The 16,058-nt window shown below is 36.1% G+C and carries 19 protein-coding genes and 1 pseudogene; 11 read left to right on the forward strand and 9 right to left on the reverse strand.

Annotation, left to right across the window (positions count from 1 at the left end):
- Positions 1-10: 10 nt before the first annotated feature.
- Both coaE and cobA read right to left on the reverse strand, forming a co-directional pair.
- A complete protein-coding gene (gene coaE / locus ACIR310F_RS0107720; protein ID WP_028083328.1) occupies positions 11-601 on the reverse strand; it encodes a dephospho-CoA kinase in 591 nt (196 codons plus the stop codon).
- Positions 602-648: 47 nt separating this feature from the next.
- Positions 649-2,363 (reverse strand): annotated as a pseudogene (cobA, locus tag ACIR310F_RS27565) (uroporphyrinogen-III C-methyltransferase).
- Between the two features lie 24 nt (positions 2,364-2,387).
- Here cobA and ACIR310F_RS25375 point away from each other — a divergent pair.
- From ACIR310F_RS25375 to ACIR310F_RS0107760, 7 genes are all read left to right on the forward strand, one after another.
- Entirely contained in the window at positions 2,388-2,603 is a 216-nt protein-coding gene (locus ACIR310F_RS25375) for a PDDEXK family nuclease (RefSeq protein ID WP_155963678.1), read from the forward strand.
- A complete protein-coding gene (locus ACIR310F_RS0107735; RefSeq protein ID WP_028083331.1) occupies positions 2,591-2,926 on the forward strand; it encodes a XisI protein in 336 nt (111 codons plus the stop codon). The genes ACIR310F_RS25375 and ACIR310F_RS0107735 overlap by 13 nt, the downstream gene beginning before the upstream one ends.
- 68 nt (positions 2,927-2,994) lie before the next feature.
- Complete coding sequence (locus tag ACIR310F_RS0107740; RefSeq protein ID WP_028083332.1) at positions 2,995-4,704, forward strand: bifunctional serine/threonine-protein kinase/formylglycine-generating enzyme family protein; 1,710 nt, start codon at positions 2,995-2,997, stop codon at positions 4,702-4,704.
- Positions 4,705-4,934: 230 nt separating this feature from the next.
- Positions 4,935-5,165 carry an antitoxin TumA gene (gene tumA, locus ACIR310F_RS0107745; RefSeq protein ID WP_028083333.1) on the forward strand — a complete coding sequence of 77 codons (231 nt, stop codon included), beginning with the start codon at positions 4,935-4,937 and terminating at the stop codon, positions 5,163-5,165.
- Positions 5,155-5,541, forward strand: coding sequence for a toxin TumE (tumE, locus tag ACIR310F_RS0107750; RefSeq protein WP_028083334.1), 387 nt, complete (start codon positions 5,155-5,157; stop codon positions 5,539-5,541). The genes tumA and tumE overlap by 11 nt, the downstream gene beginning before the upstream one ends.
- Before the next feature lie 521 nt (positions 5,542-6,062).
- Positions 6,063-6,545 (forward strand): PIN domain-containing protein, encoded by a 483-nt coding sequence (locus tag ACIR310F_RS0107755; protein ID WP_028083335.1) that lies wholly within the window; start codon positions 6,063-6,065, stop codon positions 6,543-6,545.
- A complete protein-coding gene (locus ACIR310F_RS0107760; RefSeq protein ID WP_028083336.1) occupies positions 6,526-6,723 on the forward strand; it encodes a hypothetical protein in 198 nt (65 codons plus the stop codon). Before ACIR310F_RS0107755 ends, ACIR310F_RS0107760 begins: the two co-directional genes overlap by 20 nt.
- A gap of 289 nt (positions 6,724-7,012) precedes the next feature.
- On the opposite strand, the gene ACIR310F_RS0107775 is transcribed toward ACIR310F_RS0107760, so the two are convergent.
- From ACIR310F_RS0107775 to ACIR310F_RS0107790, 4 genes are all read right to left on the reverse strand, one after another.
- Positions 7,013-7,645: a type I restriction enzyme HsdR N-terminal domain-containing protein gene (locus ACIR310F_RS0107775; RefSeq protein WP_028083337.1), complete on the reverse strand. Its 633-nt coding sequence runs from the start codon at positions 7,643-7,645 to the stop codon at positions 7,013-7,015.
- Between the two features lie 103 nt (positions 7,646-7,748).
- Entirely contained in the window at positions 7,749-8,228 is a 480-nt protein-coding gene (locus ACIR310F_RS0107780) for a tetratricopeptide repeat protein (RefSeq protein ID WP_028083338.1), read from the reverse strand.
- Positions 8,229-8,244: 16 nt separating this feature from the next.
- Positions 8,245-9,186, reverse strand: coding sequence for a homogentisate phytyltransferase (locus ACIR310F_RS0107785; protein ID WP_028083339.1), 942 nt, complete (start codon positions 9,184-9,186; stop codon positions 8,245-8,247).
- 41 nt (positions 9,187-9,227) lie between these two features.
- Positions 9,228-10,070 (reverse strand): methyltransferase domain-containing protein, encoded by an 843-nt coding sequence (locus tag ACIR310F_RS0107790; protein ID WP_028083340.1) that lies wholly within the window; start codon positions 10,068-10,070, stop codon positions 9,228-9,230.
- Between the two features lie 207 nt (positions 10,071-10,277).
- Here ACIR310F_RS0107790 and ACIR310F_RS0107795 point away from each other — a divergent pair, with 207 nt between their 5' ends.
- Positions 10,278-11,633: a TrkH family potassium uptake protein gene (locus ACIR310F_RS0107795; RefSeq protein WP_028083341.1), complete on the forward strand. Its 1,356-nt coding sequence runs from the start codon at positions 10,278-10,280 to the stop codon at positions 11,631-11,633.
- Positions 11,634-11,705: 72 nt separating this feature from the next.
- Positions 11,706-12,401, forward strand: coding sequence for a potassium channel family protein (locus tag ACIR310F_RS0107800; protein ID WP_028083342.1), 696 nt, complete (start codon positions 11,706-11,708; stop codon positions 12,399-12,401).
- 33 nt (positions 12,402-12,434) lie between these two features.
- Here the strand turns inward: ACIR310F_RS0107800 and queA are convergent, their stop codons facing one another.
- On the reverse strand, positions 12,435-13,562 hold the full coding sequence (queA, locus tag ACIR310F_RS0107805) for a tRNA preQ1(34) S-adenosylmethionine ribosyltransferase-isomerase QueA (RefSeq protein WP_051289501.1): 1,128 nt from the start codon (positions 13,560-13,562) through the stop codon (positions 12,435-12,437).
- Positions 13,563-13,719: 157 nt separating this feature from the next.
- Here queA and ACIR310F_RS0107810 point away from each other — a divergent pair, with 157 nt between their 5' ends.
- Positions 13,720-14,112, forward strand: coding sequence for a hypothetical protein (locus tag ACIR310F_RS0107810; RefSeq protein ID WP_035367755.1), 393 nt, complete (start codon positions 13,720-13,722; stop codon positions 14,110-14,112).
- 74 nt (positions 14,113-14,186) lie between these two features.
- Here the strand turns inward: ACIR310F_RS0107810 and ACIR310F_RS0107815 are convergent, their stop codons facing one another.
- Positions 14,187-14,642: a YraN family protein gene (locus ACIR310F_RS0107815; RefSeq protein ID WP_028083345.1), complete on the reverse strand. Its 456-nt coding sequence runs from the start codon at positions 14,640-14,642 to the stop codon at positions 14,187-14,189.
- Between the two features lie 14 nt (positions 14,643-14,656).
- On the opposite strand from ACIR310F_RS0107815, the gene ACIR310F_RS0107820 reads away from it, so the two are divergent.
- A complete protein-coding gene (locus ACIR310F_RS0107820; protein WP_028083346.1) occupies positions 14,657-15,160 on the forward strand; it encodes a pentapeptide repeat-containing protein in 504 nt (167 codons plus the stop codon).
- Between the two features lie 128 nt (positions 15,161-15,288).
- Here the strand turns inward: ACIR310F_RS0107820 and ACIR310F_RS0107825 are convergent, their stop codons facing one another.
- Positions 15,289-15,933: a Uma2 family endonuclease gene (locus tag ACIR310F_RS0107825; protein ID WP_028083347.1), complete on the reverse strand. Its 645-nt coding sequence runs from the start codon at positions 15,931-15,933 to the stop codon at positions 15,289-15,291.
- Positions 15,934-16,058: the final 125 nt, after the last annotated feature.

Below are 16,058 nucleotides of genomic sequence, written 5' to 3' on the forward strand. Positions count from 1 at the left end.
TCAGCAAGCCCTAAATACCCTTTTTTATCACTATATCTATTTGTTGTAAAAGCGATTCTAAATTAGAGGAATTATCTAAATTTACATCAGCACGGGCGATTTTTTCAGCAATAGGTAATTGACTATTAATTCTTGCTGCTGCTTGTTCTGCTGTTAAATTATTTCTTGCCATTAATCTTTCTAGTTGTTGTTGTTCCGAACAAGATACAACCCAAATTTGATTAACTAGACCTTCTAAATTCGCTTCAAATAATAGAGGAATCACTAAAATTAAAGTATTTGCAGATGATTCCTGAATAGCCTTATCAAAGCAACTTCTAACATAAGGATGAATTAAACTTTCTACCCAATGACGTTCCTCTGGAACATTAAAGATAACTTCTCCTAATTTTCCTCGATTTAAACTACCATCATTAAATATGATATCTTTACCATATTTTCCTACAATTTTTGATAGAATAGGAGAACCAAAAGACACAGCATCTCTCGCATAAATATCTGCATCTAAAATCGGTAAATTGTAACCTGTAGCCAAATAATTAGCAACTGTACTTTTACCCGTCGCAATACCACCAGTTAAACCAATTAAATTTTTATTCATTAGTGATTAAATAAATCTCTCTGTGATCTCTGTGCCTCTGTGGTTCGTTATTCTTTGATTACATATTTAATAATAGCATTTGTTAAACCTTCTAAAGTATATTCTTCCGCTTCAATATCCACTCTTCCCAAGATAGAACGACAAGTTTTTGAAGTTTGGGGACCAATGGAAGCTATAGAAACCCTGGCCAAAATTTCCGGGTTGTAGGTAAAAATAGGTGCTGTTAATTGGGAGAAAAACAGAACAGTTTTAGAACTCGCAAAAGTAATGATATCTATGGTATTATTAACCAGCGCATATTCAGCCGCACTTGGCATATTTTGAGGACAGCAAGATTCATAAGCGGGAACTTCAATTACTTCCGCACCTTTGGCCGTTAATTCTTTAACCAACACCTCTCTGCCACCACTTTCAACCCTAGGAAATAATATCTTTTTACCTGTTAGTAATTCAGGAAAATTTTCCACTAAAGAATCAGCAACAAAGTCAGGAGGAATAAAATCCGCTTGTATATTTTGTTTTTGCAAACTTTGGGCTGTTTTTTCACCAACAACAGCAATTTTTACCCCAGATAAAGCATCTTGATTTTGACCAGATTTTGCTAATCTTTGAAAAAAGTATTCTACCCCATTACTAGAGGTGAGAATTAGCCAATTGAAAGTTGATAAATGTAAAATTGCCTGATCTAAAGCTTCCCAACTACTAGGAGGTCGAATTTCCAAAGTTGGCATTTCTATTACTTTAGCACCTGCGGAGGTTAAGCGATCGCTAAATTGATTTGATTGACCGACGGAACGGGTAACTAAGATAGTTTTACCAGCGAGGGGAGAAAGATTGTAATTCACGGTTGTTGCATTAATAATTTTTGGTTTCGCGCAAATAGGAGATTTTTTTAGATTATAAGTAGGTGAACGGAAAAAAACCGACATAAGTAACGAAAAGTAAAGTTGTCCAAAACCTCTTCCCTGTTCCCTGTTCCCTGTTCCCTGTTCCCTGTTCCCTTGTCATAACGACAATTTTTAAAGCCAACCTACTTAGTAGATTACAGGTAATCGCGTAATCTCACAACTTCACCAATAACTATAACTGCGGGAGAGAGAGATAAACCAGCGGTTTGCTGGAGGATATTTTCCAGTTCTCCTGTCCAGATTTGTTGGTTTGGTGTCCCAGCCCAACGGATAATAGCAATGGGTGTAGAATAGGATTTTCCATATTTTATCATTTGATGGATTATTTCTGGTAAATTTTTTCCTCCCATCAAAATTACTAAGGTTTCTAATCTTGCTAATGCTTCCCAGTTTAAAGTATCTGGTTCATGGGCTGTACAGACTGCAAAACAACGACTAAGAACGTTATCTGTGAGGGGAATTCCTGCTAATAATGGTGCTGCTAATGCCGAAGAGATTCCGGGAATGAGTTCAAAATCACAACCGGCTGTTTTTAAAGCTGTAATTTCTAAAAGACAGCGACCAAATATAAAAGGATCTCCTGATTTTAGTCTAATAACTTGTTTACCTTCTAAACAATATTTTACCAGTAAATCGTTAATTTCAGTTTGGGAAGTGCTAGGTTGACCACCGCGTTTACCAACATCTATTTTTAGACAATTACTAGGGACACAATCTAATAATTGACTATCAACTAAAGCATCATAGACTAATACTTGAGCAGTTTGTAAAAGACGATAGGCTTTAACTGTTAAATAGGACACATCTCCAGGTCCAGCACCAACAAGATAGACTTTACCCATTTTTATAATCATGTTTAGTAATTACTCCTAAGTAGGTTGGCGTTAAAAATTAAGGGAACAGGGAACAGGGAACAGGGAACAGAGAGAAGAGGTTTTGGCAACTTTACTTTTCGTTACTTATGTCGGTTTTTTCCGTTCATCTACTTAAATAAAGGTTATTTTATTATAATTCAGATAGCTATGATTGATTATCAGTTAAAAATTATTGTTTATAATATTGACAAGGAGGTAATATCTCAATGGATAAATTAGAAAAGTATCGGCATTATATTGAAAGTATTCTCAAAGAATATAGTCAATATAAACCATCCTATGGAGATGTAGAATTACAGGTAATTCTTGATAAAGAACATAATCATTATCAATTAATGACTGTGGGATGGAATGGAGAAAAACGCATTCATGGAATCATGCTACATATTGATATTAAAGATGGTAAAATTTGGATACAACACAATGGAACTGAAAGAAGAATTGCTCAAGATTTATTAGAATTAGGAGTACCAAAACAAGATATTGTTTTAGCATTTCATTCACCAACCAGAAGAAAATATAGTGATTTTGCGGTGAATTAATTAGGTTTGGGGTAAAAATGGAAAATATTGTATAATTATACTCAAACGATTAGCCCCAACGAGTATCTATGAGTCAATGTCTTAACCCCGACTGTCTACAGCAAAATCCACCGGACACGATATTTTGTCAACATTGTGGAAGTAAACTAATATTGCAAGAACGGTATCGTAGTGTGCGGGTAATTGGTGAAGGTGGCTTTGGGAGAACCTTTTTAGCAGTAGACAAACAAAGATTAGATACTCCCTGTGTAATTAAGCAATTTTTACCCCAACAGTCGGGAAGTGCGGCTTTAGAAAAAGCGACAGAGTTATTTAAACAAGAAGCTTTTCGACTGCGAGATTTAGGGAAACATTCACATATTCCTGATTTACTGGCTTTCTTTCCCCAAGAAGGAAGATTATATTTAATTCAGGAATTTATCGATGGTAAAAATCTGTTATATGAATTACAACAAAAAGGAAAATTCAGCGAATCAGAAGTTAAACAGATATTAGTTGAATTATTACCTATCTTACAATTTGTTCATGATAACAAAGTCATTCATAGAGATATTAAACCAGAAAATATTATTAGAATTTCTCAAAATGGTGCTTTATTCCTAATTGATTTTGGAGTTTCTAAGGAAGTTGGCGGAAGTGTTCTGACTAGAGTCGGGACGATTACGGGAACGCCGGGATATGCACCACCGGAACAATTGCGCGGGATGGTTTTTCCTAATAGTGATCTTTATAGTTTAGCTGTAACTTGTATTCGTTTATTAACAGGATATTTTCCGAAAGCTGACGGTGATGATTTACTATTTGATTCCATGAGAATGCAGTGGATATGGAAACAATATGTTTCTGTCAGTCAGGAGTTGGAAATAGTTTTAGATAAAATGTTGCAGGATTTACCGATTAATCGTTTTCAGTCAGCATACGAGGTTTTATCATCATTAGAAAAACAGATAGTTTCAACATCAGCACAAATACAAAATTCTTCTATTTCTTTGCAGGGGTTTATCCCCAATACTATTTCTTCAAGATTTAACCCAGCAATTTCTTCTACACAAAACGAAAATCTAGGAAAAGGAGTAATTTTAGAAATGGTAGCAATACCTGGGGGAAAATTCCTCATGGGTTCACCAGAAGGAGTAGGATATGATAGAGAAAGACCCCAACATCAAGTTACCATTCAACCATTTTACATGGGAAAATACCCTGTTACTCAAGCCCAATGGGAAAGGGTAGCAGATTTACCCAAGGTGAAAATTGATTTAAGGTCTAAACCCTCACACTTCCAAGGTGCAAATCTTCCAGTTGAAAATGTATCATGGCATGACGCACAGGAATTTTGTGCCAGACTAAGTAAAGCTACAGGTAAATTATATCGCTTACCCAGTGAAGCTGAATGGGAATATGCTTGTAGAGCTAATACCACAACTCCCTACTACTTCGGTGATACCATTACCACCGATTTAGTCAATCATCGTAATAAGTATGGACAAACCACAGAAGTAGGAAAATTTCCCCCTAATGCTTTTGGTTTGTATGATATGCACGGAAATGTCTGGGAGTGGTGTGAAGACGGTTGGCATGAAAACTATATAAACGCGCCTATTTGGCCTAATAGTAGTATTGCTTGGATGAGTAACAATAACAACCGTGTGCTGCGTGGTGGTCAGTGGTATCTCAATCCTTCTTATTGCCGTTCGGCCAGTCGCAGCTACAATAGTGGAGACCGCAGGAACAAAGACAACGGTTTTCGGTTGGTAGTTTCTGGTGCAGGGATTCTTTAATTTTTTACACTTTCAAATGCTTTTAATAAGTAGGTTCGGTTGACACCAGGAAACCCAACATTTCCTATAATTACAGCAGTTCCCGGTATTATGAAGTACAGATATTAATGATAAAACTCTTGTGGTGCGGGCATCTTGCCCGCACAAAGTGTACTTCACTCAAAGCTACTTGCTGTATTATATTTTGAGGTTATGTTATTTTAAATTTATATCCATAATTGAAAAAGACAATGCGTAAACAAACTATTCAATACACATCACCATTAGATGCTTTAGTTGCGGTTGCAAAACGGTTGAGTATCTATGAAAACCAACAAAAAATGGATTCTGAAGAATTTTTTTACCAATATAATCAAGGTATATTATCAGATGATGCCCTATTTATAGAATGGGCAAATGATTACCGTCATTACCTTGCTTTACGTCAGGAACTAGATCAAAGATTTAACTATGCTGCCTAATATTCTATCTGATTACCTCAATCAAGTTGAGCAGGTAGTTCTTATGTACAGTAATGTTTATGTCGAACGTTACGAAGAGGAAATTTTAACTCCCAACCGAGCTAATATCAAAATTCGATTGCGTTTCCATCAAACACATTTGCTAGAAATAAACGAAGCTATCGTAGTCGCAAACAATCAATTACAATTTCTCGATTACCGTTACCATTTTCAAAACGAACATAATTACCTAATTTTTCGTTATGATAGCACCCCTCACTTTCCTAATCTACCAAACTTTCCCTATCATAAACATTTACCAGATGATGTGATTGCTGCGGATAAACCTGAAATCTCTCAAGTTCTAAAAGAAGCAAATGGACTATTAAGTAAGTAGGCGGGAAAATTTATAACTATGTAACAAAACCTTAATCATAGGATCTGCGGAAGATAGGTTAAAAAGGAGATTATTTATAGAAAATTAGTTTTATAGAAAATTAGTTATTTATCCCACATTCCGCACCCTGAACTGTCACACAACGAAAAATGGTCGTTTGGGGATTTGAGATTGGCGATGCCTGCGGCGAGCGAAGCTATCGCCACCTAAGATTTAGACTATTTTGTATAAAAATTATCCTCAAAAGTATTCAAAAATCCGATAGCGGAGCGTGGCGTTAGCCATAATTACCGATTGTGACACCTGGGGGTGCGGAATGTGGGTTATACTGTTCATGGGGTCTAGCCGGGATACGCGCAAAATGGGACACGATGCAAAGATTTGTAAAGATACTTGCTTTATAGTTGGACTTAAGATATTTTTGAAAAATTTTATCGTTGAAACTAGATAGATGAGATAGTGTATAAATTGTATGGATTAATAGAAGAAGAGATTCAGATAATTGAAGAAAGTGGAAAACGATGAGTAAAAACTACTTAATTTATGCTGATATTTGTTGTTTATGTCGTTCCTTAGATGACTTACAACAGTCTAGGGTTAAATTAGAAGCAGAAGCTATGCTCTCCATTTTAGAACAATGCGAGCAAAAAAAATGGACATTAGTAAACAGCGATGCACTGCAATTTGAACTAGCGAAAAATTCAGACCTCTTCAAAAAAGAACAACTAGAAGCTATCCTATCCATTGCTACTAATTATCTGCAAACAAATGACATAATAGAATCATTAGCCTCAGACTTAGTTAAACTGGGATTTAAACTTTATGATGCTTTACACTTAGCTTTTAGTCAAACCTATAATCTGGATATATTTTTAACCACCGATGACAGATTATTAAGAAAAGCTAAAAAGTATCCAGATTTGATTACCATTAAAGTAGAAAACCCCGTTGTTTGGTTAATGAACATTTTACAGGAGGAAACAGATGAAACTAACAGAAATTAGACAACAAGGATATCAAGCATTAATTGAATCCTTGGGAGTTGTAGGAATGTTACGCTTTATTCAACAATTTGAAGTAGGTTATGGAGATTACACTACTGAAAAATATCAATTAGAAGAACCAACCATAGAAGATTTTCAACAATTTGTGAGAAGGGATAATAAGGAAGTAAATAAATAAAGGGATGGTTTAATTTTTAATGTTTTTGATAAGTAGGTGGGCGTTAAAAATTGTCGTTGGGGCAAGGGAACAGGGAACTCTTAACTGGGAACAGGAACAGAGTTTTGAGTGATTTTACTTTTCTTCACATACCTTATACATCACCATTAGATGCTTTAGTTGCGGTTGCAAAACGATTAAGTATCTGTGAAAACCAACAAAAAATGGATTCTGAAGAATTTTTTTACCAATATAATCCCGGAAGATAGGATATAAAGATGCAATAAATATTCTTAACCATTAGCGATTCCTATGTCTCACTGAAGGCGATCGCCTCCGTTCCCAAACGTTTTAATACCTGTAATACACTATAAAGCTCATTATCAGGATTTACCAAAGAAAACAGCCGTGAATTAGCATATTTATGTTCCAATACCTTTAAAAATAAAAACTCATTACCATTGGTAATCATGCCAAAGGTTGGTAGCACAGTTTCCTCATTACCCAACATATAAGCCAAAGCTTGAGGAATTGCGCGTGTCACCGCAAAATCACTCCGTTTTGATTCAATTACCAACAACCAAAGCCGATTTTTTAACACCAAAACATCAATCCGCCCCCGAATAATCGTTCCTTCATCCTCCATTTCTAAAGCCACACCCGTTTCTGTTTCAATCCTAAAGGGTTTATGATAAAAACCAGCTAAATCTAACAAGGGCGCAAGTACCACCATCTTCACTGTATTTTCTAGCATTGGGGGATCATCCATCAATTCTAAAAAATTAGCCTTCACCCGATCTAATAAATGTTGCTCTTCTTTGTTCAAAGCCTCAAGCCCATCCAACCACTCAGGAAAAAAAGTAGCATCTTGAACGATTTGAATGCCAAAATTTTGCTTTAATTCCCGTAGCGTCACATCCTTGGCTGCAATAGACTGAAGCATTTTGATATTTCTCCCGACGAAATTTCAAGCTCAAATCATAGTATAAATCAAATCAACTGTAATAATCCTAAAAATCATAGTATGGCTACGCCACGCTTTGCTATCAGATATTTTTAGCCATCATTTTATCTAACAAAACACTAACCTTTTTCGCCCTTTCTGGTTGACGCTGTTTCTGCAATAATTCCTTTGCTTGTAATAGATTAGCTTTCGCTGCTGCTTCTTGTTGTTCTTGCATGAGAATATTTGCTAAACGTAAATAAGCATCAGGATTTTTAGGACTGCTATCAATTACTTCACAAAATAACGCTTTGGCTGCGGTAATTTGTCCCTTTTCATTTAAAATATCTCCTAACAACAAACGTACCATGTCATTGGTAGAATTGATAGCAATAACTTTTCTCAAAGCTATTTCGGCATTTTCAAAATCTTTGGCTTGATAAAAATTGATACCTTGCTGAAATAAATTAGAAGTAATCAATGTTTTGATACTCAAATAACCAAGAATAGCCAGACCAACAATGACTACAAAAATTGCAAAAATATTAGATGAAGTAGATGAAATAGAAAATGTTTCTAACATGATTTTAAGCTAAATTTTAAGCTAATAAACAAGAGACGGGAAAAAGTAGATATTCAATGAAAAACAATTTCCAGATAAATTGATAGAAATTAGTAATGGCTTTTTTGTCTTGTAAATCAACTCCTGCACCTTGCCACCATAAGACAATTAAAGTTATTGTATGGGTAATTACAACAAAAATAGTATTAACTTCCGCAAGATGAAATAATCCTACTAAAATCATGCCTCCATAACAGATAGTTAATACCCAAAGAGCCAGATTAAATACTTTTTGTTGTCCAAGTTGGAGAGTAAAAGTTGTGATATTATAAACTCTATCTCCTTCCATATCAGGAATATCTTTGAAAATTGCGATCGCAAATGTAAATACCAAGATAAAAACAGTTAAAGCCCAAACTGCACTGGGAATACCTTGGCTTCTTTGCAATACCCAGCTAAAATGCAAAAACAAACCTAAATTAACAATCGTTCCCCGCACAGAAAAAATACATAAAGCAGCCCAAAAAGGAAACTGTTTTAACCGAATTGGTGGTAAAGAATAAGCCGTACCAATAGCTAAACTTATTGTTACCATTGCCATTAAAAATGGTCCAGTTAGCCATGCTACAGCCAAAGCCAAAATACCAGTAATAATAACAATTAATTGTCCTTGTCCTTTCGTAAATTCTCCCGCAGCTAAAGGTAAATCAGGTTTATTGATTTTATCAATATCAATATCCTCCAATTGATTCAAACCAACAATATAAATATTACCACTTATACAAGCAATCCATGTTGCTAAAATTTGGCCAATATGCACACCAGAAAAACTTGTAGAAGTGACACCCAGGGTAATTAAATATAAACCCAAAACACTCAGACTTGTTCCCATAATCGTATGAGGACGGGAAAATTTCCAAAAAGAATAAAACCAACTTTTTGGAGAAACAGCAGAACTTTGTTTATAAAATTGATTCATTTTTTGCTCTTTTTTATTTGCACCATCTGAAAGAATTGGACTTACTTTGTTCCGCGTAATAAACCAAAGCGAACTAACCCAGTTTCATAACCTCGACGCATTAACCCCAAAGATAATGCTCCTTGAATTGTACTCCAACCCGCCATTAATAAACCGATAAATGCTTGGGGTGTAAATGCTGAATCAATTACTACATTCCAAAAAGGTGCAACTGCGGTTGACCAATCAGCAGTGCGAATATTATTTAATGGTAATTGCCAAGCGATCGCTTCGTACTCCGCTAAAGACATTACATAAGGTAAACAATAGACCCTGTAAATGTCCTCTAAGTGCTTTTGTTCATCCGCTGTCAGTGCTGACTTATCCGTATTCCGATGACACCATGTCACCATAATCAAAGTTCCACCCGGTTTTAACACGCGATAGCACTCTTGCAAAAACTTAGTTTTATCTGGCATATGTTCACCGCTTTCCAGTGACCAGACCAAATCAAAAGAATCGTCATCAAAGGGCATCTCCTGGGCATTGGCCACCATGAATCTAGTCTTTTGACTCAAATTCATTGCCAAAGACCTTTCCATGGCTCTAGCGGCTTGTACAGGACTCAATGTAATTCCCGTGGCATTAGCCCCAAATTTATCTGCTAAGTATAAAGAACTACCACCGATTCCACAACCCACATCAAGGATATTTTTAGCACCGTGAACATCTGCCCATTTTAGCAGTTCTTCAATTAAATCAATTTGTGCTTGACGGCGTTCTTTCACCTGTTTACCATCTACACCATAATAACCGTGGTGCATATGTTCACCCCAAATCTGCTCCCACAACCCGGAGGAAGCGTCGTAAAATTCCTGAATTTGTTTGTAAAGTATTTGACTCATGGTTTGATTAGTAAAAATATGATCAGAAATTGAAAAGAAAAAACTTATTCGTAGGCTACCATCTATGTTTTTAATTAGATAGGGATATTTTTGCCTGGGAGTAACTGCTCAATTCTACCTTGTGAATCTTAAAAATAACCTAAATGCACAAATCTTCTTGATTTTTAATTGATTTTTAATTGATTTTTAATTGATTTTTAATTATTTATGACCGTTGCTCGGACAATTTGTTTAGGGTTTATCGCTGTCATTCTCTTGGGAACAATTCTCTTAACCTTGCCTTTTTCTACTGGTAACGGGAATTGGAATGATCCCATTGTGGCATTATTTACTTCAACTTCCGCAGTTTGTGTGACAGGTTTAGCTGTGGTAGACACTGGTACTGATTTTTCCTTTTTAGGTCAATTGTTTATTGCTCTTTTAGCCCAAATTGGTGGTTTGGGTTATATGACAACTACCACATTTTTGATGTTATTAATGGGCAGAAAATTTGATTTGCGACAAAAAGTAGCAATTCAACAAGCTTTAGATCGTCCAGGTATGAGTGGAAGCGCTCAAATTATCCGTTCCATTATTGCAACTACCCTATTATTTGAAATCACGGGAGTATTACTACTAATGATAGCCTTTGTCCCGGAAAAAGGTTGGCAAGAAGGAACTTGGTTAGCAATTTTTCATAGTGTTAGTGCTTGGAATAATGCTGGCTTTAGTCTATTTAAAGACAATTTAATCAGTTATCAATCTTCTCCTTTAGTGATTTTAACAATTGGCACATTAATTATTTTTGGAGGTATTGGTTATCAGGTAATTTTGGATATGTATTTGTGGTTAAGAGATAGCTTTACTTATCAAAATAATCGTTTGATCAGAAAAAATAGTTGTTTAATATTTTCCCTAGATTTTAAAGTGGCTACTAGCACAACATTAATATTATTAATGCTAGGAACAATTGCTATTTTGATGATAGAAATTAGAAATAATAGCACCTTTGGAAAATTAGATCTAACCGGAAAAATATTAGTCGCTTGGTTTCAGTCAGTTACCACCAGAACTGCTGGTTTTAATAGTATTGACATTGGCAAAATGACCAATGCTGGATTGTTCATTATGATTGCGCTGATGTTTATTGGTGCAAGTCCTGGAGGTACAGGAGGAGGAATTAAAACCACAACTTTACGAGTGATTACCAGTTGTACAAAGGCAATTTTGCAAGGCAAAGAAGAGGTATTATTATATAATCGCAAAATTGCCATATCATTAATTTTGAAAGCCGTAGGTGTAGTATTTGGTTCATTAGCAACTGTGATTGTTTCCACGGTTTTAATTAGTATTACTGACCCGGAATTTCCCTTTATTCAGATTCTCTTTGAAGTAGTATCAGCCTTTGGTACAGTGGGACTTTCTACAGGTATTACAGCTACTGTTTCTACCGCAGCCAAATTAATTTTAATTCTCACCATGTACATTGGTCGAGTTGGTATCTTACTATTAATGTCATCCATACTAGGTGATCCTCGTCCTAGTAGAATTCATTATCCTGAAGAAAATTTACTTGTTGGATAAAAGAGTCTAACAACCAACAACCGACAACCGACAACTGACAACTGACAATTAACAACTAACAATTAAGAAATCATGAATCTTTCATCATTAAAATTTCTTCGCAGTTTACGTAAAGACAATCACCAATTTGCTGTCATTGGGTTAGGTCGTTTTGGTCGTTCTGTTTGTTCAACATTGCATAATTTAGGTTATCAAGTATTAGCTACAGATGTTAACGAAAAACGAGTTTCTGAGGCTTTAAACGAGCAAATAGTCGGTCATGCTTTACAACTAGATTCAACCGAACCAGCAGCACTAAAAGAAGCGGGAATTTTTGAATTTGATACGGTAATTGTCGCCATTGGTAACTACGTTCAAGAAAGTATTATTACTACTTTAAATGTAAAAGAAGGTGGTGTACCTCACGTGGTGGCAAAAGCCTCTAGTGAAGTTCACCATAAATTATTACAACGAGTGGGAGCAGATCATGTAGTATTTCCTGAATATGAAGCCGGTTGTACTTTAGCACGGACACTTACTAAACCAGGAATTTTAGAAAGATTTGATCTTGACCCAGATAATAGCATTGTGGAGTTAATTGTTCCTGATGAATTTCATGGAAAAACTATTGCTGAACTTCAACTTCGTAACCGTTATGGTTTAAATATGTTGGCCGTAAGTCATGATAGTAAATTTATCATTAATCCTGAACCAACTAAACGTTTGGAAAAAGGTTCTGCAATGGTAGTAATTGGTTGCAACAAAGATATTAATCGTTTACCAATTTGAAGCAACCAGATACTTAATCTAACTTAATCATAGTTAATCTAATTTTATGCTTTTCTTTTTATCTGTGGGTAATATCAACATAGCATCCCCAAAAGAATAAAAGCGGTATTCAGAGGCGATCGCTTCTTGGTAAATATCTAGTAACCTTTCTCTACCAATTAAAGCACTAACCAACATTAACAAACTAGAACGAGGTAAATGAAAATTGGTGATTAAACCCTCCACAACTCGCCATTTATAGCCAGGATAAATAAATAAGTTCGTTTTCCCCATAAATGGCTGCAAATCCCCCAATTGCGCCGCTCCTTCCAAGGCTCTGACCACTGTTGTCCCCACTGCAATAATGCGTCCCCCCGCAGCTTGAGTAGCCCGAATTTGCTCGACGGTATCAACAGAAACCTCTATCCATTCTTCGTGCATGGCGTGAGTAGTCACATCTTCTACTTCTACTGGGCGAAAAGTACCGACACCGACATGAAGAGTAATAAAGGCTTGATTAATGCCACAGAGCCGCAATCTTTCTAGTAATTTTGGTGTAAAATGTAGCCCTGCTGTTGGCGCAGCGATCGCTCCTGCTTCCTGAGCATACACCGTTTGATACTGTTCATTAGCGGCGGTAGAAGCCGTGATATAAGGTGGGAGAGGAATTTCGCCAAATTTACCTAATACCTGCACTAAAGGCACTTCTGGTGGCAAATCAAACTGCAATAATCGCCCCCCGGTTTGCGGATCTGATTCCAGCACCGTCGCCCTTAATGTCTGTTGATTTTCCTCCTCCACCGCTGTAAAAATAATTTCACTGCCTATCTTAAACCGCTTACCAGGTTTCACTAAGGCCAACCAGCAATTATGCTGTCGTTCTTCCAATAGTAACACCTCGACTTCTGCACCAGTAGACTTACAGCCGTACAACCGAGCGGGAATCACTTTCGTATTATTCATTACCAGCAAATCACCCGGTTGCAGCAATTCCGGTAAATCACGGAAAATATGATGAAAAACTGGTATAGTTTGAGGATTTTCAAGAGAATTTACAACCAATAACCTGGAACTATCTCTAGGAACAGCAGGGTTTTGAGCAATTAGCATTGGTGGAAGTTCGTAGTCATAACTAGATAACGAACAATCTAAATTCACATCCTGTACTTCTAGACTAGACATTTTCTGCAATTTTGCTTATACTATTTGTTACTTGATTTCCATTAAAGGGAATTAATGGGTAAATCTCCCCATAGAAGAACGGGGGCTTTTACCCTACCGGAAACTGGGCTTGATTAGGGAAGATAGAGAGGTAAAATTAGCTTTGATCCTTCACACCATGAGCGAATACCTGTATTGCTTGGCCAATGCCAGTCTCACACTGAGAATCGTTCAACACCTCCACGCTAGAAAGGAAACAGGGGTTTCCTTTGTTAGTATAATTCATCAAATTAATGGTTGGGTAGTCAGAATTAAATTTAGAGAAGTGCTTTCACCCCAGGAAGATGGTGATTTTCGGGCATTTTTGAATGAATTAGGCATTAACTACCAACCACCAATGAGAGTACAAATGGCACTGTGGAGTTTAGAAGCTGGACAAACCCCTGTAGACGTAATGGGTCGTTATCAAGTAGCAATTGTTTCCCATGGTAATCCTGAAAGAGAAGAAATTGAAGCATTTAGACAACAGTTTGTGCGTGGTTTAGGCTACTGTCCAGAAACACTGGCTTAAACAATTTAAAACTGAAAATTCAAAATTGTTTGTGTAGTATCACAGAATGGAAAATAATTCTGGTCTCATATTATTTATTGGTCAAAAGCTGCCAGAATGTATTCTTGCAGCTGAAAATTATATCCAGATACCGATAAACTAGCCAGAGAGACTTCTTCAATAACTGCCTTTTTTATGACCTTTTTTGATGCAGCTTGATAATGGACAAGGGCTATATCAAAGCGACAATAATAATCAGCTTTTTCAGGATATTCACTTAAAAATATTTCCGCCGTTTGCCAGAGTTTTGCTTGTTTTTCGGGAGTAATGGCGTTTTTACCCAATTGATCCCAATTACCGGAACTCCGCGTTTTAACTTCTATAAATGCCACTGTTGTGTCTTGATATTGGGCAATAATATCAATTTCTCCCCAGCGACACCAAAAGCGACGGTGCAAAATTTCCCAACCTGTAGATTGTAACCATTTGGCTACTAGGTCTTCACCTATGTTACCAATATCTGCATAATTAAATGGAGAAGGATTAGCCATTGAATAACAATACCATGAATAATAGACATCAGAACTGGGCAAATATATTTAGTTTATTACTTTGGGTGATGATTTCCACCACTGTTTTCATCGCTTTTGTCTCCCCTGCTGTAGCACTGGAATATAACAAAGAAATTCTCATCAGTGCTGATTTTTCTGGACGTGATTTAAGAGACTCTAGTTTTACTAAAGCCAATCTGCGCTACAGTAATTTTAGTAACTCCAATTTAACAGGTGTAAGTTTTTTTGCTGCTAATTTAGAATCAGCAAATTTACAGGCTGCTAATCTAACTAATGCTACATTAGATTCCGCACGTTTGATCAAAACCAATTTAACCAACGCCATTCTAGAAGGCGCATTTGCCGCTAATGCTAAATTTGATGGTGCTATAATTGATGGTGCTGATTTTACAGATGTCCTACTGCGTCGAGATGAACAAAATAAACTATGTAACGTAGCTAAAGGTACTAATCCCACAACGGGTAGGGAGACAAGAGATACTTTATATTGTTCTTAGATTTAGATCAGATCCCCAACTTCTTTGAGAAGTCGGGGATCTGATGCTTACGGTATTTACAGCACTTCCCGGTGTTATGAGGTACATATCTAGCGGGCAAGATGCCCGCACCACAAGAGTTTCATGATTCAACTTTGTACCTCATCAGAGCGGAAAAGGCTGTATATATTTTGTAAAATTTGTGAAAGTGTTAATTTGAGTTCTGGAAATAATGGCGATATAATTAAATCATCACATCTAAATTGATTAACTATGTATTCATCATCAACTAAAGAATAAATAGAAATAGTTGGTTGTTTAGGATTACCAATAAATCTTTTACCACCGAAAGCACCATAATCAACTATCCAATATTCAGGAATACCCATTGATTCATAATCGTTAGTTTTATGAGTATAATCGCTTTGCCAATTACTGCTAACAATTTCTATCACTAAAGGAACTGAAGCAGCTTGAGTAACGGTTGATTCTTTTTTCCACAAAGGTTCATTAGGTAAGTTAGCAGGATTTAGTAACAAAATATCAGACAAATAGGCAGATTCAGATTTTGCTGCTTTGATGAATGTTGTTTTAGGTATGAGGTAAGAAAGATTGAGTCTATCTAATTCTCCTGATATCTTACGAACTAAAAAACCAATTACAAATTCATGATCTCCTACTGGTGGGTTCATTTCTACAATTTCTCCATTATGTAATTCATAAAGTGATCCTGTTTCTGCATAAAATTGGATAAATTCCTCAAAGCTTACGAATTTGGTTAATTTTTGAACCATGATTCACCTCTAGAATGGTGATAATTTGCTGATTTGAATTATAATAGGACTTACGAAAGATTCATGGAATAACGAACCACTCCAGGCACAGAGGTCACGGAGAAATGAGGATTTGAGAGATATTT

Origin of the sequence: Dolichospermum circinale AWQC310F (genome assembly GCF_000426925.1) — a bacterium.
Lineage (GTDB): Bacteria > Cyanobacteriota > Cyanobacteriia > Cyanobacteriales > Nostocaceae > Dolichospermum > Dolichospermum circinale.

What these genes read in the sequence shown, in the direction of transcription:
- coaE (WP_028083328.1), bottom strand. Translation starts at nt 601, where the DNA reads ATGAATAAAAATTTAATTGGTTTAACTGGTGGTATTGCGACGGGTAAA.
- ACIR310F_RS0107735 (WP_028083331.1), top strand. Translation starts at nt 2,591, where the DNA reads ATGGATAAATTAGAAAAGTATCGGCATTATATTGAAAGTATTCTCAAA.
- ACIR310F_RS0107740 (WP_028083332.1), top strand. Translation starts at nt 2,995, where the DNA reads ATGAGTCAATGTCTTAACCCCGACTGTCTACAGCAAAATCCACCGGAC.
- tumA (WP_028083333.1), top strand. Translation starts at nt 4,935, where the DNA reads ATGCGTAAACAAACTATTCAATACACATCACCATTAGATGCTTTAGTT.
- tumE (WP_028083334.1), top strand. Translation starts at nt 5,155, where the DNA reads ATGCTGCCTAATATTCTATCTGATTACCTCAATCAAGTTGAGCAGGTA.
- ACIR310F_RS0107755 (WP_028083335.1), top strand. Translation starts at nt 6,063, where the DNA reads ATGAGTAAAAACTACTTAATTTATGCTGATATTTGTTGTTTATGTCGT.
- ACIR310F_RS0107760 (WP_028083336.1), top strand. Translation starts at nt 6,526, where the DNA reads ATGAAACTAACAGAAATTAGACAACAAGGATATCAAGCATTAATTGAA.
- ACIR310F_RS0107775 (WP_028083337.1), bottom strand. Translation starts at nt 7,645, where the DNA reads ATGCTTCAGTCTATTGCAGCCAAGGATGTGACGCTACGGGAATTAAAG.
- ACIR310F_RS0107780 (WP_028083338.1), bottom strand. Translation starts at nt 8,228, where the DNA reads ATGTTAGAAACATTTTCTATTTCATCTACTTCATCTAATATTTTTGCA.
- ACIR310F_RS0107785 (WP_028083339.1), bottom strand. Translation starts at nt 9,186, where the DNA reads ATGAATCAATTTTATAAACAAAGTTCTGCTGTTTCTCCAAAAAGTTGG.
- ACIR310F_RS0107790 (WP_028083340.1), bottom strand. Translation starts at nt 10,070, where the DNA reads ATGAGTCAAATACTTTACAAACAAATTCAGGAATTTTACGACGCTTCC.
- ACIR310F_RS0107795 (WP_028083341.1), top strand. Translation starts at nt 10,278, where the DNA reads ATGACCGTTGCTCGGACAATTTGTTTAGGGTTTATCGCTGTCATTCTC.
- ACIR310F_RS0107800 (WP_028083342.1), top strand. Translation starts at nt 11,706, where the DNA reads ATGAATCTTTCATCATTAAAATTTCTTCGCAGTTTACGTAAAGACAAT.
- queA (WP_051289501.1), bottom strand. Translation starts at nt 13,562, where the DNA reads ATGTCTAGTCTAGAAGTACAGGATGTGAATTTAGATTGTTCGTTATCT.
- ACIR310F_RS0107810 (WP_035367755.1), top strand. Translation starts at nt 13,720, where the DNA reads ATGAGCGAATACCTGTATTGCTTGGCCAATGCCAGTCTCACACTGAGA.
- ACIR310F_RS0107815 (WP_028083345.1), bottom strand. Translation starts at nt 14,642, where the DNA reads ATGGCTAATCCTTCTCCATTTAATTATGCAGATATTGGTAACATAGGT.
- ACIR310F_RS0107820 (WP_028083346.1), top strand. Translation starts at nt 14,657, where the DNA reads ATGAATAATAGACATCAGAACTGGGCAAATATATTTAGTTTATTACTT.
- ACIR310F_RS0107825 (WP_028083347.1), bottom strand. Translation starts at nt 15,933, where the DNA reads ATGGTTCAAAAATTAACCAAATTCGTAAGCTTTGAGGAATTTATCCAA.